Source organism: Sedimenticola thiotaurini, from assembly GCF_001007875.1.
GTDB lineage: Bacteria > Pseudomonadota > Gammaproteobacteria > Chromatiales > Chromatiaceae > Sedimenticola > Sedimenticola thiotaurini.
In genome coordinates this window covers 2,073,291-2,091,486 of the sequence record NZ_CP011412.1, presented here as the reverse complement: position 1 = coordinate 2,091,486, position 18,196 = coordinate 2,073,291, and the positions used below count along the sequence as shown (strand labels likewise).

Genomic DNA, 18,196 nt, shown 5'->3' with positions numbered 1-18,196 from the left:
CTTGTCGATACGACAATCCAAACCGGCAACCCCCATCTATCGCCAGCCCGGTATCAGGTTGAATCCGAGCTGTTTACCTGATGTCGGCCAGGCTGTTCCGGGCCTCCTGCTGTCTGCGTATCCGCCGTGAGGGTGAAGTGTTCCTGGCTTAAACTGTACTCTTCGAGATACTTGGTGATGGTGCCAAATGTCGTGGTGACTACCGGGCCTTGGTGATCCGACAAGGCGATGTCTGGTTTAAACATGGAACCGAGCAGTAGTTTAAACCCCCCTACATCAACCCTTTGCGGTTTAAAATAGGCTCGGGTATTTGCCTTGATTACTTCAATATCGTCGGTCTGGTAAATCGCGGCATTCAGCACATTCAGTACAAATCCGGTGCAGTTCTGGAATTTCTGTTTGAACGGATTTGCCAGCACAGAGTAGTTCGGATTGTGCAGATTGCTATAGGTTTTCGAGCGAATGACCCTAAGCAGCCTTTCCTGCAGTTTTGGCACTGGTATCACAATGCCCGCTTTCATTACATGGGCGCTGCTGAAAAAGTCCACCGGGAAATCCACAACCAGTTCACTGACATCCGGTTGCCCATCGCGCTGGTAGAGGTTGTATATGGCGTACCCGGGGGCTTTGTTTCCATCTTCGGTGGTAATTTCAGAATAGACGGCGAGAGCTGTATGGGTATAGTTGATGCCTTTCGGAAGCTCCTCTTCGGGTATCCCGACTCTGCTGATGAGGAATACCCGCGCCCCCTTCTCTGCCAGGGTCTGTTCTACTTTTTTTGCAAATGCCGATACTTGTTGTGGTGTAAAGATGGAAGCGGTACCAGCGGCGCTGCTATTGGCCTGGACGTTGCCGGTTGCGGTCATGATAAGGCCGATGAGTATGGCCTTTAATATATTGGTTTTCATTGGTTATCCCCCTCGTTGAACACGGCTTCTTTTGGTGAATGACCAACTGTGAATGTTTCCTGTGCGATCGGTAGCGGCGTACCGATGGGTTGATTGGCAAGGTCCCAGAGTTCTTCCGCGGCCTGGCCACTTACCTGGCCGGCTGTGCCCGCGACTGCAAGAGGCAGTGCCACGCTGCCGGCTACAGTTTTCGCGCTCATTGCAGCAGAGTGCCCGGCGGCTTGCGTGGAGTGAGTGGCGGCCTTGCTTCCGTGGTTTGCACTACCGTTCGCCCGGGCGGGTGAAACAGCGATGACTGAAGCCAGTACGATTGCGGTGATTGGTTTCCAATGGTCCATTTTTCTATCTCTCCATGTTGTGTTTGAAACGCGAGAGATACTTTTAGACAAAGTTATCTTTATTGCTACTATTTTTGATAAAGTTGCAGAAAATAGGACAGTGGGTCACGCATAGCGTGACTATTGGATGTCGGAGGGGCTATGAGCCAATCAACTGCGCTGGTGGATGCGCTGAAACAGGTGTTGAGAAAGCATCGGGTTACCTACGCCCAGGTGGCAAAACATCTGGGGCTGAGTGAGGGGAGTGTCAAGCGACTGTTTTCATCCGGTGGGATGACATTAGAACGGCTGGAGTCTATCTGCGAATTGGTCGATGTGGAGTTGAGTGACCTGTTCCATGAGTATGAAAGGGGGCGTACCCATATCAGCCACCTGACGGTGGAGCAGGAAAAGGAGTTGGTAGCGAGTCCACGCCTGCTATTGGTGGCGATGTGCGTGCGGAACCATATCGCTTTTGAGGATATGGTTAATCAGTATCAATTGACCGAAGCGGAGTGTATCCAGGCGCTTGCAAATCTGGATCGCCTTAAGTTTCTCGACCTGTTGCCGGGTAATCGGATCAAAATGCGCATCGCTCCGGATTTTCACTGGTTGCCCAACGGGCCCGTGGTTCAGTACTACGCCAAAAGGGTCCAGGAAGATTTTTTCAACAGCCGGTTCACCGGCGACCACGAGGCGCGACGTTTTGTTACTGGTATGCTCTCCCGGGCGTCGCGGGAAATATTGTTAAGGAAGATCGATCACTGGTCCCAGGAGTTTGCACAGCTGCAGCGGGAGGATCTTGGCCTTGCGGTTGATGAGCGAACCAATGTCGGTCTGTTATTGGCGACCAGGCCCTGGAAACTGGAGGAGTTTGCATCCTCTGAGCGTAACGTCCGTGCAGGAGGAGCCGGTTGACCGGGGGCCTGCGGGCATTGGGGGTTGGAGTTGTTGAATTGGCTTGCACAAGTCGGGTGATGGGACTACTCTCCCCGCCGGGAGTCGGCCGGATGGTCGCTGCTTTTCAATAAAGCGGAGGAAAGTCCGGGCTCCGATGGGCAGGGTGCCAGGTAACGCCTGGGAGGCGCGAGCCTACGGAAAGTGCCACAGAAAATATACCGCCACCGGTCTACGGGCTGGCTGGTAAGGGTGAAATGGTGCGGTAAGAGCGCACCGCGCGACTGGCAACAGTCGTGGCAGGGTAAACCCCACCCGGAGCAAGACCAAATAGGGGGGCAGGCAGCCTCGGTTGCCACGTGTGGCCCGCACGGTCCCCGGGTAGGTCGCTTGAGGTGCGCGGTGACGCGCATCCCAGATGAATGGCCATTCAAGACAGAACCCGGCTTACAGGCCGACTCCCCATCCAATTTCCCGACCGGAGCAGGTTTCCTGCTCCGGTCGTTTTATTTCTGCTTTCTCAACGGTGCTGATGCCAATCCGTCCCCGCTGATCCGCTCGGTCCGTTTGTGGGGCGTGGTGGAGAATCGGTCAGTGGGAAAGGGGGTGTTAAATCCTGCTGGTCTTTACACTTTACTTTAACTCCGTAGTTTATCGCGCTGTTTTTTATTGTCTTGTGTGATTAATCGCCCTTTAAAGGGTGTCTCTAACTATCTGTCTTTAAAGGAACTTTCTCACATTTTGGTGGAGTGATTTCCTTGACAAGCCCTGATTTGAGTACCTATTATGGAAAGAAGTGGGTAAATGTGGATTTTTCTGGAAATCGGATTTCCTTAAAGGGGGCGATCTTTGTTTCGGGGGCTCAACAGGCTCAATCTGGATGCCAAGGGACGTTTGGCTGTGCCGACGCGCTATCGCGAGCGGATACAGGAGCGTTGTGCCTCCGAATTGGTGGTGACGATTGATCGTGATCACTGTCTCTTGATCTATCCACTGCCGGAATGGCAGGAGATCGAGAGAAAACTGATGAAACTCCCCTCCTTTAATAAGGCTGCACGTAATCTGCAGCGTCTGTTGGTTGGGCACGCCACGGAAGTTGATATGGATGGTCAGGGTCGTGTGTTGCTGCCGCCTGCGTTACGGGATTTTGCCCAGTTGGACAAGCGGGTGGTGTTGATTGGTCAGGGTAACAAGTTCGAATTGTGGGATGAGGAGCGCTGGAGCAATCAGAGAGAGGGCTGGTTGGATGAGATGGAACTGGGTGATGTCGATCTGCCGGCCGATTTCGACACCCTCTCGATATAGCCATGGCCTCCACGGACACACATCTGCCGGTGCTTTTTCATGAGGCGCTGGAGGCGCTGAATATCAGCCCCGAAGGGGTCTATATCGACGGTACCTTCGGGCGTGGCGGTCACAGCGGGGCAATTCTGCAGGCATTGGGTCCCTCGGGGCGGTTGCTGGGGATCGATAAGGACCCGGACGCCATTGCGTGTGCCCGGCGTCTGTTTGGTGATGATGAGCGGTTCGTGATCCGGCAGGGTTCTTTTGCCCAACTGGAACAGGTTGTGGGGGCGGCAGGACTGTTGGGCCGGGTCAACGGTGTGTTGCTGGATTTGGGCGTCTCCTCGCCACAACTGGACAGGGCGGAGAGAGGCTTCAGTTTTCTGAATGACGGGCCTCTGGATATGCGCATGGATAACAGTTCCGGTGTCAGTGCGGCCGATTGGTTGAACCGGGCCGAGGCGGACGAAATGGCACAGGTCTTCAAGACCTATGGCGAAGAGCGTTTTGCCCGTCGCATAGCGCGCGCCATTGTGGAGGCGCGCAGCACGCAGTCGATTCAGACCACGCGCCAGTTGGCGGAGGTTGTATCAGCAGCCAACCCGGCCTGGGAAAAGGGCAAACATCCGGCGACCCGCTGCTTTCAGGCGATCCGTATCCACATCAATCGGGAACTGGATGATCTGAAAGCCTGTCTCGATCAGTCTTTGCGGGTACTGGCCCCGGGCGGTCGGTTGGCGGTGATCAGCTTTCATTCGCTGGAAGACCGTATCGTGAAGCGTTTTATGCGGGATGCGGAACGGGGCGAACAGTTTCCCCCGGGCATCCCGGTAACGGAGCAGCAACGTAACTCGCAGTTGGCGCGGATCGGCAAGGCGATCAAGCCCTCCCGTCAGGAGGTGGATCAGAATCCCCGTGCACGTAGTGCGGTGTTACGGGTAGCGGAGCGTCGGCAGTGAACCGGGGGCAGGCCATTATGCTGCTGTTTCTGGCGTTCAGTCTGCTCATGACGGCGACCGGGGTGGTGTATTCCAAATACGCCACCCGCAAACATTTTGTGGCGTTGCAGATGCTGCGCGCCGAGCGTGATGCGATGGAAGTGGAGTGGGGGCGGTTGCAATTGGAACAGAGTACCTGGGCTACCCATGCCCGGGTCGAGAAGATTGCCCGCAAGCGGTTAAAAATGCACATACCGACGGCTGATGAAGTCGTGGTGGTGAAACCATAACGATGAGTGGGAAAACCAGAAACAGGCGTCAGAAGAATGCCCGCCGGGTCGAGCAGGCGTTGCCGAGCTACCGTGCCCGGCGCTGGACACTGTTGACCCTGTTATCTCTCTCAGCGGCCCTGCTGGTGTGGCGGGCGGTGGATCAGCAGATTTTTGAAACCGACTTTCTGCAGAATGAAGGGCAACGCCGTTATCTGCGGGTAGTCGAGATGCCGGCCCATCGGGGCATGATCAAAGATCGCTTTGGTGCGCCGGTAGCCATCAGCACGCCAGTGGACTCGGTATGGGCCAACCCGCGCACCCTGTCACCCGACCGCCGGATACTGGTCCCGGTGGCGAAGATACTGGAGATGGACCTGGATCATCTGCGCCAGCTGCTGGCGCGCCGCAGTAATCGCTCATTCGTGTATCTGAAACGCCGTATTAATCCCGACCGGGCCGAGCGTTTGATGGATTATGTGGAAGCGAACGATATATCGGGCATCGGACTGCAGCGTGAGTATCGTCGCTACTACCCGGATGGTGAGGTGTTCGCCCATGTGGTGGGCTTTACCAATATTGATGACCAGGGGCAGGAAGGTCTGGAACTGGCCTACGACGAGTGGCTGCGTGGAACGGCGGGTCGCAAGCGGGTGATTCAGGATGGTCGTGCCCGGGCGGTAAAGGATGTGGAGAACATTCTTGAGCCTCAGGCAGGTAAGGAGCTGATTACTTCAATCGACCGGCGTCTGCAGTTTCTTGCCTACCGGGAGTTGAAGGGGGCGGTCCGGCGCAACAAGGCCAAGTCCGGTTCGGCGGTTATTCTGGATGCGCGAAATGGCGAGATCCTGGCCATGGTCAACCAGCCAGCCTATAACCCCAACGGCAGCAAGTCCGGCAAGACCGGTCGCTTCCGCAATCGGGCAGTAACCGATGTCTTTGAGCCGGGTTCCACCATGAAACCCTTCACCATCGCCGCCGCTCTGGAGTCGGGTCGTTACAGTCCGGGTACGGTGATCGACACCACGCCGGGTACGTTTAAAGTGGGTCGCAACCTGGTGCGTGATCACCGGAACTACGGCCCCATTGATCTGACCCATGTGATCCTGAAGTCCAGTAATGTGGGGGTCAGCAAGATCGCCCTGGATCTGCCTAAGGATGAGTTCTGGGGATTCTTCTCACGGATCGGATTTGGCGATCCCACCAGTACCGGTTTCCCCGGAGAGGTGTCGGGTCAACTGGCACCCTATCGTCGCTGGGCGGAAATCGACCAGGCGACCCTGGCGTTCGGTTATGGCCTTTCGGTCACCACGTTGCAGCTGGCGCGGGCCTATGGTGTGTTGGCCAGTGACGGTATCCGTTATCCGGTCTCCCTGTTGCGCCAGGATGAGCCGGTCAGGGGTGAGCGGGTGATGCGGGCGTCCACCGCCCGGGCGGTGCGCAGGATGATGGAAGGTGTCGTGAGCAATGAGGGCACCGCGCCGGCTGCCGCGGTTTCCGGATATCGGGTGGCGGGCAAGACCGGCACGGCAAAGAAGAGTATCAGCGGCGGCTATGCGGATGACCGCTATATTTCAGTATTTGCCGGCATCGCACCCTCCAGTGATCCGCGCCTGGTGATGGTGGTGATGATCGATGAGCCGACGGCAGGCAAGTACTACGGCGGTTCGGTAGCTGCGCCGGTATTCTCCCGGGTGATGACCGGTGCGCTGCGACTGCTTAACGTGGCGCCCGATGCCCTGAATGATTCAGTGGTCAGACTGGCCGGAAACGGAGGTGGCAGGTAATGGTTAACTTGCCCCGCAGTCTCCGACTATCTCAGCTGCTTTCCGGCTGGGTGGATCTGGATCAGCAGGCGGACTGTGATATCACCGACATGACCCTGGACAGTCGACAGATTCGTCCGGGGTCGCTGTTTCTGGCCTGCGCGGGGATCTCCCACCACGGGCTTGAATTTGTCCACCAGGCGGTGGAGCGTGGAGCCGCCGCCGTGGTTTGCGAACCGGATGAACGGTGGACTCCGGATGCCATCCAGGCACTGGCGGATAGCGTGTCGATTCCGCTCTGCTCGGTGGTGGACTTGAGTGCCAAAGTCAGCGCAATAGCGGGCCGCTTCTATGCCGATCCCAGCCACCACATGGCCGTATTCGGTATCACCGGTACCAATGGCAAGACCAGTTGCAGCCATTTTCTCGCCCAGGTGTTCCGCCCGGAGCATCTCTGCGGCGTGATTGGTACGGTGGGCAACGGCCTGCCCGGGGAGCTGGAGAGCGCCAGCCATACCACGCCCGATGCGGTGACGGTACAGGCCCAGTTGCGGGATCTGCGTAACCGGGGCGCGGACATGGTCGCCATGGAGGTCTCCTCCCACGCCCTGGATCAGGATCGCGCAGCGGCGGTCCGTTTTGATGTGGCGCTGTTAACCAATCTGACCCAGGATCATCTCGATTATCACACCGACATGGATGGGTATGCCGCTGCCAAGCTGCGGCTGTTCACTGAGTGCCACATCAACTGTGCCGTACTCAATATGGATGACCCGTTTGCCGAGCGGGTACTTGTCGCACTGCCGGATCGGGTGGAGCGAATCGGCTACAGCACCAATGCAGAAAAAGTCCTCGCCACCGGGCGTTGGATTCGGGCAACTGAGATCGTCCCGAATGCTGATGGCATGTCCCTGACCATCGATAGCAGTTGGGGACAGGGTCACTTGTCCAGTCAATTGCTGGGACGTTTCAATGCCAGCAACCTGCTGGCAGTGCTGGCAGTGTTGCTCTATCGCGGCACACCGTTGGAGACAGCGCTGGAGAAACTGGCCCGGGTGGAGACAGTCACCGGGCGTATGCAGCGCCTGGGTGGTGGCGACCAGCCACTGGTGGTGGTGGATTATGCCCATACCCCCGACGCCCTGGAGCACGCCCTGGGGGCGCTGCGTGAACATGTGGGGGGACGGCTGGTCTGCGTGTTTGGTTGTGGTGGCGACCGGGATCGGGGCAAGCGGCCGCTGATGGGTGCCATCGCCGAGCGACTGGCGGATCGGGTGATTGTTACCGATGACAATCCCCGTACCGAATCTGGTGACCGTATCGTTACAGAGATCGTCGCCGGCATGACCGATGCGGAAGGCGTGCAGGTGGTGCGGGATCGTGCCGAGGCGATCGCCATCAGCATCCGGGAAGCCCAGCCGGGGGACCTGATTCTGATTGCCGGAAAGGGCCATGAGACCTACCAACTGGTGGGCGATCAGGTACTCCATTTCAGTGACTGCGAGCAGGTGGAGAAGGTGCTCCAGGAGGTGCGGCGATGATCGCATTCACGCTCGCCGAGATGGCCCAGGCGATTCATGCCCGGCACCTGGGTGATGATGGCCGGTTTAGCGCCGTCAGTACCGATACCCGCTCATTAGCGGCAGGGGATCTGTTCGTGGCGCTCAAGGGTCCCAACTTCGATGGCCATGACTACCTGCCTCAGGCCCTGGCAAAGGGAGCGGTGGCGGCGGTGGTGGAGCGGCAGATGCCGGTCAACTGTCCCCAGTTGGTGGTGGCGGATACGCGCATTGCCCTGGGTGAAATGGCGGCGGAATGGCGCCTGAAAAGCACTGCACAGGTGATCGCGGTGACCGGCAGTAACGGTAAGACCACGGTCAAGGAGATGATCGCGGCGATCCTGGCTCAACAGGGTCGTGTGCTGGCCACCCGGGGCAACCTGAACAATGACATCGGTCTGCCCCTGACCCTGATGGGCCTGCAGGATGAGGATTTTGCGGTTGTTGAGATGGGTGCTAACCACCCCGGTGAGATCGGTTATCTGAGCAAAATTGCCCGGCCGGATGTGGCCCTGCTGAACAACGCCTGTCGTTCACACCTGGAAGGATTCGGTGATCTGGAAGGGGTGGCCAAGGCGAAGAGCGAGATTGTCTCCGGACTAGCCGAGACCGGCTGTTTTGTATTTAACGCCGATGATAATTATGCGCCGTTCTGGGGTGGTGTTGCCGCCGGCCGGCGAATCTGCACATTCGGTATTCAGCAGCCGGCCGATGTCAGCAGTCCCGGCAGGCTGGAACTGCAGTGGCATGCGCAGGGTTTCAGCAGCCGCTTCGCTGTGCTGACCCCGAATGGTGAGCTGGATATCGAGTTGGCACTGGCCGGTGAGCACAATCGTATGAACGCCCTGGCGGCCATCGCTGCCGCTCTCCAGGTGGGGGTGAGTGAACAGAGCATTGTGAATGGACTGGCCTCGATGCGTCCGATCCGGGGACGGCTGCAGCCCCGACAGGGGCGACAGGGTGTCTGGCTGATCGATGACAGTTATAACGCCAATCCCGATTCGGTCGGGGCCGCCATCGAGGTACTGGCTCAGGCGCCGGGACGCCGTTTCCTGGTGCTGGGCGAACTGGGTGAACTGGGATCAGGTACTGAAGGTTTCTATCGGGAGCTTGGGGCGCGGGCCCAGGCAGCCGGAATTGAGCATCTCTACGCCGTGGGTAAGGCGGGCGTAGCGTCTGAACAGTTGGCGCAGGGTGGCGTCAGCTTTGCGAGTCGGGAGTCCTTGCTGGAACGATTACAGCAACAGTTGCGTCCGGGCGACCGGGTGCTGGTGAAAGGCTCCCGCAGCGCCGGTATGGAGAAAGTTATTAGCGTACTGGTCGATGGGGAGACTGACTGAGATGCTTGTTTATCTGGCCGACTACCTGACCCAATTCAACAGTGGTTTCAGTGTATTCCAATACCTTACGTTGCGCGCCATCCTGGGCATTCTCACGGCCCTGGTGATCTCGTTCATCGTCGGGCCGGTGATGATTCGCCGTCTGACCCATCACCAGATCGGCCAGACCGTGCGCAACGATGGTCCCCAGAGTCACCTATCCAAGGCGGGTACGCCGACCATGGGCGGCACCTTGTTACTGGTGGCGGTGGCGATCAGTACGCTGCTCTGGGCCAATCTGGATAACCGCTACGTCTGGATCGTTATCCTGGTGACCCTGCTGTTTGGTCTGATCGGCTTTTATGACGATTACAAGAAGCTGGTGTTGCAGGACTCCCGCGGACTCTCGGCCCGGTACAAGTACCTGTGGCAGTCCCTGGTGGGCGCCGGTGCGGCCTGGATACTCTACAGTACCGCTTCGGTGCCGGCCGAGACCCAGCTGATCATCCCGTTTGTGAAAAGCGTGGTGATCGACATGGGTCCCTGGTTTGTGCTGCTCAGTTATTTCGTGATTGTGGGTACCAGCAACGCGGTCAATCTGACCGACGGACTGGACGGTCTGGCGATCATGCCGACCGTCCTGGTGGCGGGTGCCCTGGGCATTTTCGCCTACGCCTCAGGCCATGCCCAGATCGCCAACTATCTGCTCATTCCCCATCTGCCCGGGGTGGGTGAGATGGTGATCTTCTGCGGCGCCCTGGTGGGGGCCGGTCTCGGGTTTCTCTGGTTCAACGCCTACCCGGCCCAGGTGTTCATGGGGGACGTGGGTGCACTGGCGCTGGGTGCCGCGCTGGGTGTGGTGGCGGTGATCGTGCGTCAGGAACTGGTGCTGGTGATCATGGGCGGCGTGTTCGTGATGGAGACGGTTTCGGTGATGCTGCAGGTGGCTTCGTTCAAGCTCACCGGGCGGCGTATCTTCCGTATGGCTCCGCTGCATCACCATTTTGAACTGCAGGGTTGGCCGGAACCGCGGGTGATTGTGCGGTTCTGGATTATCACGGTCATTCTGGTTCTGGTCGGATTGGCCAGTCTGAAAATACGTTAACGGTATCGGGCACTGAAGCGACAAACGTCTATGGAACGGCAATCGTTGAATAACAGGAAGAGTCTGATAGTCGGTCTGGGAAAGACCGGGCTCTCCTGCGCCCGTTATTTATCAGCCTGCGGCGTGCCGGTAGCGATCACCGACAGCCGGGAGACACCGCCAGGGCTCAGTGAGCTGCGCCAGGAGTTACCCGATATTGCCCTGTTCCTGGGAGGATTCGACCCGGATGCGTTTGCCGCAGCCGAGCAACTGGTGGTCAGCCCGGGTGTACCCATGAGTGAGCCCCTGATCCAACAGGCGGTGGCCCGGGGTGTGCCGGTGGTGGGGGATATCGAACTGTTTGCCCAGGCAGCCAGGGCGCCAGTGGTGGCAATTACCGGTTCGAATGGCAAGAGTACGGTCACCACGCTGCTGGGTGCCATGCTGCGGGATGCGGGGGTCAAGGCGGCGGTTGGCGGCAATCTGGGTGATCCGGCCCTGTCACTCCTGAAAGATGAGGTGGAGCTCTACGTTTTGGAGCTCTCCAGCTTCCAATTGGAAACCACCTACAGCCTGAAACCCAGTGTAGCGATTGTCCTGAATATCTCACCGGATCACATGGATCGTTACCCGGATCTGCAGGCCTATGCGGATACCAAGGCAAGCGTGTATCGCCATGCCGAGGCCGGGGTGTTCAACTTGGACGACCCCCAGGTGATGGCCATGAATCGGGACAGGGAGGGTGATCAGTTCTTTACCCTGGGGCAACCGGATGAGGGAGTATTCGGCGTCCGCGAAGCGGATGGTGAAGCCTGGCTCTGCCGTGGCAGCGAGCGCTTGATGCCCGTCTCCAGACTGAAAATCCCCGGTACGCACAATGTGGCCAATGCCCTGGCCTGCCTGGCGATGGGCAGCCTGCTGCAGTTGCCGGAAGAGACCATGCTGCGGACCCTGGAAGAGTTCTCCGGTCTCTCCCATCGGACCCAGTTCATTAAAGAGTCGGTCGGGGTGCGCTGGTACAACGACTCCAAGGGCACCAATGTGGGTGCCTGCGTGGCGGCGCTGGAAGGGCTGTCCACGGCAGATGAGAAGCGCACGGTACTGATTGCCGGTGGTGATGGTAAGGGGGCAGACTTCTCCCTGCTGACCCCTGCCGTGGCCCGGCATACCCGCGCCGTGGTCCTGCTGGGCAGGGACGCACCCCGCATCGCACAGGCGTTGGATGGCAGTGTGCCGGTAATGCATGCCAAGGATATGGATGATGCGGTGCTGCTGGCGGCCAGCTATGCCGAACCGGGGGACCGGGTACTGCTGTCGCCGGCCTGTGCCAGTTTTGACATGTACAAGAACTATCAACAGCGGGGCGACATGTTTGCCGATGCCGTGGCGAGGTTGACCCCATGAATCTGGCCACCCATCGACAAGCGACGATTGGCGGGGGGCGCAGGCCACTGCCGTCTCTGGATTATCCGTTGCTGTTTGCCGCACTGGTGCTGTTGGGAGTTGGACTGGTGATGGTCGCCTCCGCCTCCCTGCACCGGATCAGCGATGCGCCTTTCTACTATATGAATCGGCATCTGATTGCTATCGGCCTGGGTCTGGCTGGAGCGCTGGTTATTGCCCGGGTACCGGTATCGTTGTGGGAGCGCTCCGGTACGCTGCTCTATTTTACCGGGTTGCTGTTACTGCTGCTGGTGCTGGTACCGGGTATCGGCCGGGAGGCGAATGGTGCCACCCGCTGGATACCGCTTGGTGCGTTCAATCTGCAGAGCTCGGAATTCATGAAGCTGTTCATGGTGATCTATATCGCCGGTTACCTGGTGCGTCGTCAGCTGGAGGTGGCCCACAGCATCTGGGGATTCATCAAGCCCATGCTGCTGCTGGTGATCGCCTGCTCCCTGATTATGGTACAGCCCGATTTCGGCACTACCACGGTGCTGCTGGCCACCGCGATGGGCATGCTTTTTCTGGGCGGTGTACCGATCTGGCAGTTCGCTATTCTGATCGGACTGGCCGGGTCGGCCCTGGTGGGCCTGGTGCTGGTATCCCCTTACCGGTTGCAGCGCGTGACCGCCTTCCTGGATCCCTGGGCCGACGTTCAGAACAGCGGCTATCAACTGGCCCAGGCGCTGATCGCCTTTGGCCGGGGTGAGTGGTTCGGGGTCGGTCTGGGTAATGGCATCCAGAAACAGTTCTATCTGCCGGAAGCCCATACCGATTTCCTGATGGCGGTTATCGGCGAGGAGTTCGGCCTGCTGGGGACGGTGGTGGTGATCAGCCTGTTTGGCGTCATTGTCTGGCGCGCCTTCCGTATCGGTGCCCGGGCGGAGGCCCACGGGCGGCGTTTCTCAGCCTATGTGGCTTATGGTTTCGGCCTGTGGATCGGCATGCAGTCCTTTATCAATATCGGCGTCAACGTGGGTCTGCTGCCGACCAAGGGGTTGACTCTGCCGTTCATGAGTTACGGCGGTAACAGCATCATCGTGGCGATCCTGGTGGTGGCCATACTGCTGCGTATCGATTACGAGCTGCTGCGCCCGGAGCCGGTGGAGCAGGAGGGGGCGACATGGCGGGCGGCGTGATGCTGATGGCCGGTGGCACCGGTGGACATGTTTTTCCCGCCCTGGCGGTGGCCGAGGCGCTGCGGGAGCGGGGCGTGGCTGTCTCCTGGCTCGGCAGTCGGGACAGTTTTGAATCCCGGGTGGTACCTGAGCATGGGATTGAAATCCAGTTGGTGGATATCAAGGGTCTGCGTGGCAATGGGCTGAAACGCTGGTTGCTGGCGCCGTTCAAACTGACCCGCGCCATGCTCCAGTGCGGGCGGATACTGCGGGCCCGCAAGCCCGCTGTGGTGCTGGGAATGGGGGGCTTTGTCTCCGGTCCCGGTGGCCTGATGGCGCGTCTGCAGGGGATACCGTTGGTGATCCATGAGCAGAATGCGGTGCCGGGGATGACCAACAGCTGGCTGTCCCGGGCGGCCAGCCGGGTTTTCGAGGCGTTTCCCGGCAGTTTTAAACAAGGTGTGGGGGCTGTGGCCTGTGGCAATCCGGTGCGCCGGGAGATCACCGAACTACCGGGGCCTGCTGAGCGCCTGCAAGGTCGCACCGGACCGGTGCGGTTACTGGTGATCGGAGGGTCGTTGGGCGCACAGGCGCTGAACCAATCCCTACCCGGGGTGATTGCGGGGTTGGATAGCAGTGAACGACCGCTGGTGCGTCATCAGGCCGGTCGGGACAAGAGCGAGACCACCCGGGCGTTGTATGGACAACTCGGGGTAGCAGCCGAGGTGACTGATTTTATTCAGGATATGGCCGGAGCCTACGCCTGGGCCGATCTGGTGGTCTGCCGTGCCGGCGCCCTGACCATCAGCGAGCTGGCAACCGCCGGTGTGGCATCCATTCTGGTGCCCTATCCCCACGCCGTGGATGATCACCAGACCCGCAATGCCGGCTATCTGGTGGATGCGGGTGCGGCGCGATTGCTGCCCCAGCGGGAGCTGGAGCAGGACGGGTTTTCCGAGTCGCTGAAGCAGTTGTTACGGGATCGGACCATGTTGCTGGAGATGGCGCTGCAAGCCCGCGCCCTGGCCATGCCCGGTGCCACCGGTGTTGTGGCGGACTATTGCGAGGAGATGGCCGGTCGATGAAAAAGCGTGAAACACCACAGCGTCGCCTGGCGGCCACCACCATGGGACGGATTCGTCACCTGCACTTTGTCGGCATCGGCGGAGCGGGCATGAACGGTATTGCCCAGGTGATGCTCAATCTTGGTTATCAGATATCCGGTTCCGATCTGAAAACTAACCCGGCCATCAACCGCTTGACCAAGCAGGGGGCGACCATCCACATCGGCCATGCTGAATCCAATATCCAGGGTGCCGACGCCGTGGTGATCTCCACAGCGGTCAAGGAGGACAACCCGGAAGTGCGCATGGCCCGGGAGCAGCGTGTCCCGGTGGTGCCCCGGGCGGAGATGCTGGCTGAATTGATGCGCTTCCATTTCGGTATCGCGGTGGCGGGTACCCATGGCAAAACCACCACCACCAGCCTGGTGGCCAGTCTGTTGGCGGAAGGGGAGCTGGATCCGACTTTTGTGATCGGCGGACGACTCAACTCTGCCGGTACCCATGCCCGCCTGGGTGGTGGTGAGTATCTGGTGGCGGAGGCGGATGAGAGTGACGCCTCGTTCCTCTATCTGCAACCCATGATGGCCATTGTCACCAACGTGGATGCGGACCATATGACTACCTACGGCGGTGACTTCAACCGTCTGCGTCAGACCTTTATCGAGTTTCTGCACCACCTGCCGTTCTACGGTTTGGCCATTCTCTGTATCGACGATGAAGAGGTGCGCGGCCTGCTCTCCCGGATTACGCGACCGGTGATTACCTACGGCGAATCGGACGATGCGGACTGCCGGGTGAGCGGTATCAGACAGGAGGGGCTGCGTACCCATTTCACGGTTACCTTCAGTGGCGAAGCGCCATTCGATGTGACCCTCAATATGCCGGGTCGGCACAATGTGCTCAATGCCCTGGCGGCGATCGTGGTGGCCCACGAAGTGGGTGTGGATATATCGGCGATTCAGCGCGGCCTGGAGCAATTCGAGGGCATCGGGCGACGTTTCAACGCCACCGAATGCAGTCTGGCCGATGGTCGGCAGTTCATGTTGGTGGACGATTACGGACACCATCCGCGGGAAGTGGCGGCGACCCTGGACGCGGTACGGGCTGGCTGGCCGGATCGTCGGTTGGTGCTGGTGTTCCAACCGCACCGCTACAGCCGCACCCAGGAGCAGTTTGACGATTTCACCCAGGTGCTTTCCCGTCCTGATGTGCTGGTGCTCGGGGAGGTCTATGCCGCCGGTGAAACACCCATAGCGGGAGCGGACGGCCGCGCCCTGAGTCGCGCGGTGCGGGCCCGGGGACAGGTCGACCCGGTGTTTGTCGATCCGATCAGCGAGTTGCCGGAACTGCTGGACGGCATGATTCTGGACGGCGACATTGTGCTGACCCTGGGGGCGGGTGATATCGGACAGGTGGCTGCCCAATTACCCGACTGGTTCAAACAGCGGGGAGGTGCGGCATGACCGAAGGGATGGGACGACGTTTACATATGGGTTGTGGTGAGCCGCTGGTGGGGATCTATCCGTTGCGGGACAAAGCGTCCGTCATGACCCGCCAGACAGGCACGGCGATCAAACCACCCAACCGTTCAGGCAAATCGGGAGATAAGCCCACGTGATGACGGCACGGGACAGCGCCATATTGCGGGGCGAGCGGCGGTTCAACGAGCCGTTGGCCCGCTACACCACCTGGCGGGTGGGTGGTCCGGCACGCCAGTTCTACCGGCCGGCCGACAGCGCGGATCTGTGTCAGTTTCTCGCCACGCTGCCGCCGGATGAGCCGCTGCTGTGGCTCGGGCTGGGCAGTAATCTGCTGATTCGGGATGGTGGATTCAACGGCACCGTGATCCTGACCCAGGGCCGGCTGGATGAGATGGCACTGGTGTCGGATACCGAACTGCGGGTCGAGGCGGGCGTCAGCTGTGCCCGGGTGGCGCGCTTTGCAGCACGCCAGGGGCTCTGTGGCGTGGAGTTTCTGACCGGTATCCCGGGTACTTTCGGTGGTGCCCTGGCGATGAATGCCGGCGCCTTTGGTGGCGAGACCTGGAGCCGGGTGGCTGCGATTGAGACGGTGGACCGATCGGGGCAATCGCACCGGCGCCTGCCGGAAGAGTTCCAGGTCGCCTACCGGAGTGTGCAGCGTCCAGGCGATGAGTGGTTTCTGGCCGCCACCCTGGGTCTGGAGCCGGGCGATGTGAGGGAGAGTCAGCAGCGCATCCGGAGCTTGCTGGAGCGCCGCAACAGCAGCCAGCCGATCGGGCAGCCCAGTTGTGGCTCAGTATTCAGAAACCCGCCTGGTGATCATGCGGCGCGGTTGATCGAGGCATCGGGATTGAAGGGGACGGTGATTGGCGGCGCCCAGGTTTCGGAAAAGCACGCCAACTTCATTATCAACCGGGGCGATGCCACGGCAGCGGATATTGAAGCGATGATTCAGCGGGTGCGGCAACAGGTGAAGTCGGACAGCGGCGTGGAGCTGATTACAGAGGTGCATATCGTCGGTGAGGCGGGAGGGCAGCCATGACAGTAAAGGCGGCAGATTTCGGGAAGGTGGCGGTGCTGATGGGTGGACTTTCGGCAGAACGGGAGGTTTCGCTACAGGGTGGTCAGGCGGTGCTGGAGGCGTTGGTACGGCGCGGTGTGGATGCCCATGGTGTGGATGTGGGACGTGATGTGCTCAGCCTGCTGCAGCAGGAGCAGTACGACCGGGCCTTTATCATGCTGCACGGTCGTGGTGGTGAGGATGGCGTGATCCAGGGAGCGTTAGAGAATATCGGTATGCCTTACACCGGTTGCGGCGTGGCCGGTTCCGCTCTGGGCATGGATAAGTACCGCTGCAAACTGCTGTGGGCCGGACTGGGTCTGCCTACGGCCGAATTTGTCATGCTGGAGCAGGCGGCCGATCTGGAACGGGCCGAAGCGCTCGGTTTCCCGTTGATGATCAAGCCCTCCCATGAAGGGTCCAGTATCGGCATGGCCAAGGTGGAGAGCGGGCAACAACTGGAGGAGGCGTGGCGACAGGCAGCCGGTTATGACATTGAGGTGATGGCGGAGCGCTGGATCAGCGGGGCCGAATACACGGCGTCCATCCTGGATGACCAGGTACTGCCGCTGATCCGTATCGAAACGCCCAATACCTTCTATGACTATGAAGCCAAATACCAGGCCGACAGCACCGCTTATCACTGTCCCTGCGGCCTGGCGAGTGACCAGGAGGAGGCGCTGAAACGGCTTGCCGGGCAGGCCTTTCGCGCCGTCGGTGCCAGCGGCTGGGGGCGGGTTGACATCATGCTGGATGAGGCCGGTGCGCCTTATCTGCTGGAGGTGAATACCGTGCCCGGCATGACCAGTCACAGCCTGGTGCCCATGGCTGCCCGGGAAGCCGGAATCGATTTTGATGAGCTGGTGTGGCGGATTCTGCTGACCAGTGGGACGGGGAGTTGATGGCGATCCAACCCCGTAAAGGTCCGGCAAAGAAGCGGACCGTGGACACCGCCTCTGCCCGGTCACCCCAAATGGTGCGCTGGATGAGCGCTGTTGTGGTGCTGTCGCTGTTTGCCGGACTCGGCACCTGGGGTGTGATGACCCTGCGTGATCCCGCCGTGTTACCGCTTAAGGTGGTGCGGATCGACGGCAAGTTGAAGAATCTGGACCGGCGTGCGCTGGAGCAGGCGGTCGGTGGGGTGGTCGACGGCAATTTCTTTACCGTTGACCTGGACGTGGTCAGGGCGGCGGCGCTGAAGTTGCCCTGGGTGGATCAGGTGACGGTCAGGCGTATCTGGCCGGACACCCTGAATATGTGGGTGGAGGAGCAGCAACCGATAGCGCGCTGGGGTGACAAGCAGCTGGTTAATGACCGGGGCGATCTGTTTACTCCTGAACCGGAGGCGCTCAAAGTCCCGTTGCCACGTTTGAGCGGTCCCGATGACAGCGCAGTCGAGATGGTGTCCCGTTACCAGCGGATGAATCGCCGATTTGCTGCGCTGAAACTGGAGATCGATCGGTTGATCAGGGATCGGCGGGGTGCCTGGACAGTGGGTTTTAAACAGGGAGTGGAGCTGAAGCTCGGTCACAGCGAGACGGAAGCCCGGGTAGAGCGCTTTGTGCGGCTCTATCCACGGCTTGAGCAGGCGGAAAAACGCCGAGTCAAGCGGGTTGATATGCGTTACGCCAATGGCGTGGCAGTGCTCTGGGAAGAGGCGAGTAAAACGTGATGATGATAAGAGCAACA

Annotated in this window: 18 protein-coding genes and 1 other RNA gene; 17 read left to right on the top strand and 2 right to left on the bottom strand. The window is 59.9% G+C overall.

Annotated features, from left to right (window positions below):
• Positions 1 to 53 precede the first annotated feature (53 nt).
• Together AAY24_RS09490 and AAY24_RS09485 are read right to left on the bottom strand one after the other, a co-directional pair.
• Entirely contained in the window at positions 54 to 908 is an 855-nt protein-coding gene (locus AAY24_RS09490; RefSeq protein WP_046859481.1) for a DUF2145 domain-containing protein, read from the bottom strand.
• Positions 905 to 1,246 carry a hypothetical protein gene (locus tag AAY24_RS09485; protein WP_046859480.1) on the bottom strand — a complete coding sequence of 114 codons (342 nt, stop codon included), beginning with the start codon at positions 1,244 to 1,246 and terminating at the stop codon, positions 905 to 907. Before AAY24_RS09485 ends, AAY24_RS09490 begins: the two co-directional genes overlap by 4 nt.
• Positions 1,247 to 1,387: 141 nt before the next feature.
• Between AAY24_RS09485 and AAY24_RS09480 the strand changes: the two genes are divergently transcribed.
• The 17 genes from AAY24_RS09480 to AAY24_RS09410 all read left to right on the top strand — a co-directional run bounded on the left by AAY24_RS09480 (position 1,388) and on the right by AAY24_RS09410 (position 18,179).
• A complete protein-coding gene (locus AAY24_RS09480) occupies positions 1,388 to 2,143 on the top strand; it encodes a helix-turn-helix domain-containing protein (protein WP_046859479.1) in 756 nt (251 codons plus the stop codon).
• Between the two features lie 80 nt (positions 2,144 to 2,223).
• Positions 2,224 to 2,588, top strand: an RNA gene (rnpB, locus tag AAY24_RS18710) — RNase P RNA component class A.
• Between the two features lie 383 nt (positions 2,589 to 2,971).
• A complete protein-coding gene (mraZ, locus tag AAY24_RS09475; protein WP_046859478.1) occupies positions 2,972 to 3,427 on the top strand; it encodes a division/cell wall cluster transcriptional repressor MraZ in 456 nt (151 codons plus the stop codon).
• Between the two features lie 2 nt (positions 3,428 to 3,429).
• Entirely contained in the window at positions 3,430 to 4,365 is a 936-nt protein-coding gene (gene rsmH / locus AAY24_RS09470) for a 16S rRNA (cytosine(1402)-N(4))-methyltransferase RsmH (protein WP_046859477.1), read from the top strand.
• Positions 4,362 to 4,634: a cell division protein FtsL gene (gene ftsL, locus AAY24_RS09465; protein WP_234422151.1), complete on the top strand. Its 273-nt coding sequence runs from the start codon at positions 4,362 to 4,364 to the stop codon at positions 4,632 to 4,634. Before rsmH ends, ftsL begins: the two co-directional genes overlap by 4 nt.
• Positions 4,635 to 4,636: 2 nt before the next feature.
• Positions 4,637 to 6,400: a peptidoglycan D,D-transpeptidase FtsI family protein gene (locus tag AAY24_RS09460; RefSeq protein ID WP_046859476.1), complete on the top strand. Its 1,764-nt coding sequence runs from the start codon at positions 4,637 to 4,639 to the stop codon at positions 6,398 to 6,400.
• Positions 6,400 to 7,920, top strand: a complete 1,521-nt coding sequence (locus tag AAY24_RS09455; protein ID WP_046859475.1) for a UDP-N-acetylmuramoyl-L-alanyl-D-glutamate--2,6-diaminopimelate ligase — start codon at positions 6,400 to 6,402, stop codon at positions 7,918 to 7,920. The genes AAY24_RS09460 and AAY24_RS09455 overlap by 1 nt, the downstream gene beginning before the upstream one ends.
• Entirely contained in the window at positions 7,917 to 9,278 is a 1,362-nt protein-coding gene (locus tag AAY24_RS09450; protein ID WP_046859474.1) for a UDP-N-acetylmuramoyl-tripeptide--D-alanyl-D-alanine ligase, read from the top strand. The genes AAY24_RS09455 and AAY24_RS09450 overlap by 4 nt, the downstream gene beginning before the upstream one ends.
• A gap of 1 nt (position 9,279) precedes the next feature.
• Complete coding sequence (gene mraY / locus AAY24_RS09445) at positions 9,280 to 10,362, top strand: phospho-N-acetylmuramoyl-pentapeptide-transferase (RefSeq protein WP_046861172.1); 1,083 nt, start codon at positions 9,280 to 9,282, stop codon at positions 10,360 to 10,362.
• A 30-nt stretch (positions 10,363 to 10,392) separates the two neighbouring features.
• Positions 10,393 to 11,745: a UDP-N-acetylmuramoyl-L-alanine--D-glutamate ligase gene (murD, locus tag AAY24_RS09440; protein WP_046859473.1), complete on the top strand. Its 1,353-nt coding sequence runs from the start codon at positions 10,393 to 10,395 to the stop codon at positions 11,743 to 11,745.
• Positions 11,742 to 12,923, top strand: a complete 1,182-nt coding sequence (ftsW, locus tag AAY24_RS09435) for a putative lipid II flippase FtsW (RefSeq protein ID WP_046859472.1) — start codon at positions 11,742 to 11,744, stop codon at positions 12,921 to 12,923. The genes murD and ftsW overlap by 4 nt, the downstream gene beginning before the upstream one ends.
• Positions 12,908 to 13,987, top strand: a complete 1,080-nt coding sequence (murG, locus tag AAY24_RS09430; RefSeq protein ID WP_046859471.1) for an undecaprenyldiphospho-muramoylpentapeptide beta-N-acetylglucosaminyltransferase — start codon at positions 12,908 to 12,910, stop codon at positions 13,985 to 13,987. Before ftsW ends, murG begins: the two co-directional genes overlap by 16 nt.
• Complete coding sequence (murC, locus tag AAY24_RS09425) at positions 13,984 to 15,429, top strand: UDP-N-acetylmuramate--L-alanine ligase (RefSeq protein ID WP_046859470.1); 1,446 nt, start codon at positions 13,984 to 13,986, stop codon at positions 15,427 to 15,429. Before murG ends, murC begins: the two co-directional genes overlap by 4 nt.
• Positions 15,426 to 15,584 carry a hypothetical protein gene (locus AAY24_RS19190; RefSeq protein WP_199930331.1) on the top strand — a complete coding sequence of 53 codons (159 nt, stop codon included), beginning with the start codon at positions 15,426 to 15,428 and terminating at the stop codon, positions 15,582 to 15,584. Before murC ends, AAY24_RS19190 begins: the two co-directional genes overlap by 4 nt.
• Positions 15,584 to 16,489, top strand: a complete 906-nt coding sequence (gene murB, locus AAY24_RS09420) for a UDP-N-acetylmuramate dehydrogenase (RefSeq protein WP_046859469.1) — start codon at positions 15,584 to 15,586, stop codon at positions 16,487 to 16,489. Before AAY24_RS19190 ends, murB begins: the two co-directional genes overlap by 1 nt.
• Positions 16,486 to 17,409 (top strand): D-alanine--D-alanine ligase, encoded by a 924-nt coding sequence (locus AAY24_RS09415; protein WP_046859468.1) that lies wholly within the window; start codon positions 16,486 to 16,488, stop codon positions 17,407 to 17,409. Before murB ends, AAY24_RS09415 begins: the two co-directional genes overlap by 4 nt.
• Positions 17,373 to 18,179, top strand: a complete 807-nt coding sequence (locus tag AAY24_RS09410; protein ID WP_199930330.1) for a cell division protein FtsQ/DivIB — start codon at positions 17,373 to 17,375, stop codon at positions 18,177 to 18,179. Before AAY24_RS09415 ends, AAY24_RS09410 begins: the two co-directional genes overlap by 37 nt.
• Positions 18,180 to 18,196: the final 17 nt, after the last annotated feature.

Coding starts and splice junctions, on each gene's coding strand:
- AAY24_RS09490 (WP_046859481.1), bottom strand. CDS start 908: ATGAAAACCAATATATTAAAGGCCATACTCATCGGCCTTATCATGACC.
- AAY24_RS09485 (WP_046859480.1), bottom strand. CDS start 1,246: ATGGACCATTGGAAACCAATCACCGCAATCGTACTGGCTTCAGTCATC.
- AAY24_RS09480 (WP_046859479.1), top strand. CDS start 1,388: ATGAGCCAATCAACTGCGCTGGTGGATGCGCTGAAACAGGTGTTGAGA.
- rsmH (WP_046859477.1), top strand. CDS start 3,430: ATGGCCTCCACGGACACACATCTGCCGGTGCTTTTTCATGAGGCGCTG.
- AAY24_RS09460 (WP_046859476.1), top strand. CDS start 4,637: ATGAGTGGGAAAACCAGAAACAGGCGTCAGAAGAATGCCCGCCGGGTC.
- AAY24_RS09455 (WP_046859475.1), top strand. CDS start 6,400: ATGGTTAACTTGCCCCGCAGTCTCCGACTATCTCAGCTGCTTTCCGGC.
- AAY24_RS09450 (WP_046859474.1), top strand. CDS start 7,917: ATGATCGCATTCACGCTCGCCGAGATGGCCCAGGCGATTCATGCCCGG.
- mraY (WP_046861172.1), top strand. CDS start 9,280: ATGCTTGTTTATCTGGCCGACTACCTGACCCAATTCAACAGTGGTTTC.
- murD (WP_046859473.1), top strand. CDS start 10,393: ATGGAACGGCAATCGTTGAATAACAGGAAGAGTCTGATAGTCGGTCTG.
- ftsW (WP_046859472.1), top strand. CDS start 11,742: ATGAATCTGGCCACCCATCGACAAGCGACGATTGGCGGGGGGCGCAGG.
- murG (WP_046859471.1), top strand. CDS start 12,908: ATGGCGGGCGGCGTGATGCTGATGGCCGGTGGCACCGGTGGACATGTT.
- murC (WP_046859470.1), top strand. CDS start 13,984: ATGAAAAAGCGTGAAACACCACAGCGTCGCCTGGCGGCCACCACCATG.
- AAY24_RS19190 (WP_199930331.1), top strand. CDS start 15,426: ATGACCGAAGGGATGGGACGACGTTTACATATGGGTTGTGGTGAGCCG.
- murB (WP_046859469.1), top strand. CDS start 15,584: ATGACGGCACGGGACAGCGCCATATTGCGGGGCGAGCGGCGGTTCAAC.
- AAY24_RS09415 (WP_046859468.1), top strand. CDS start 16,486: ATGACAGTAAAGGCGGCAGATTTCGGGAAGGTGGCGGTGCTGATGGGT.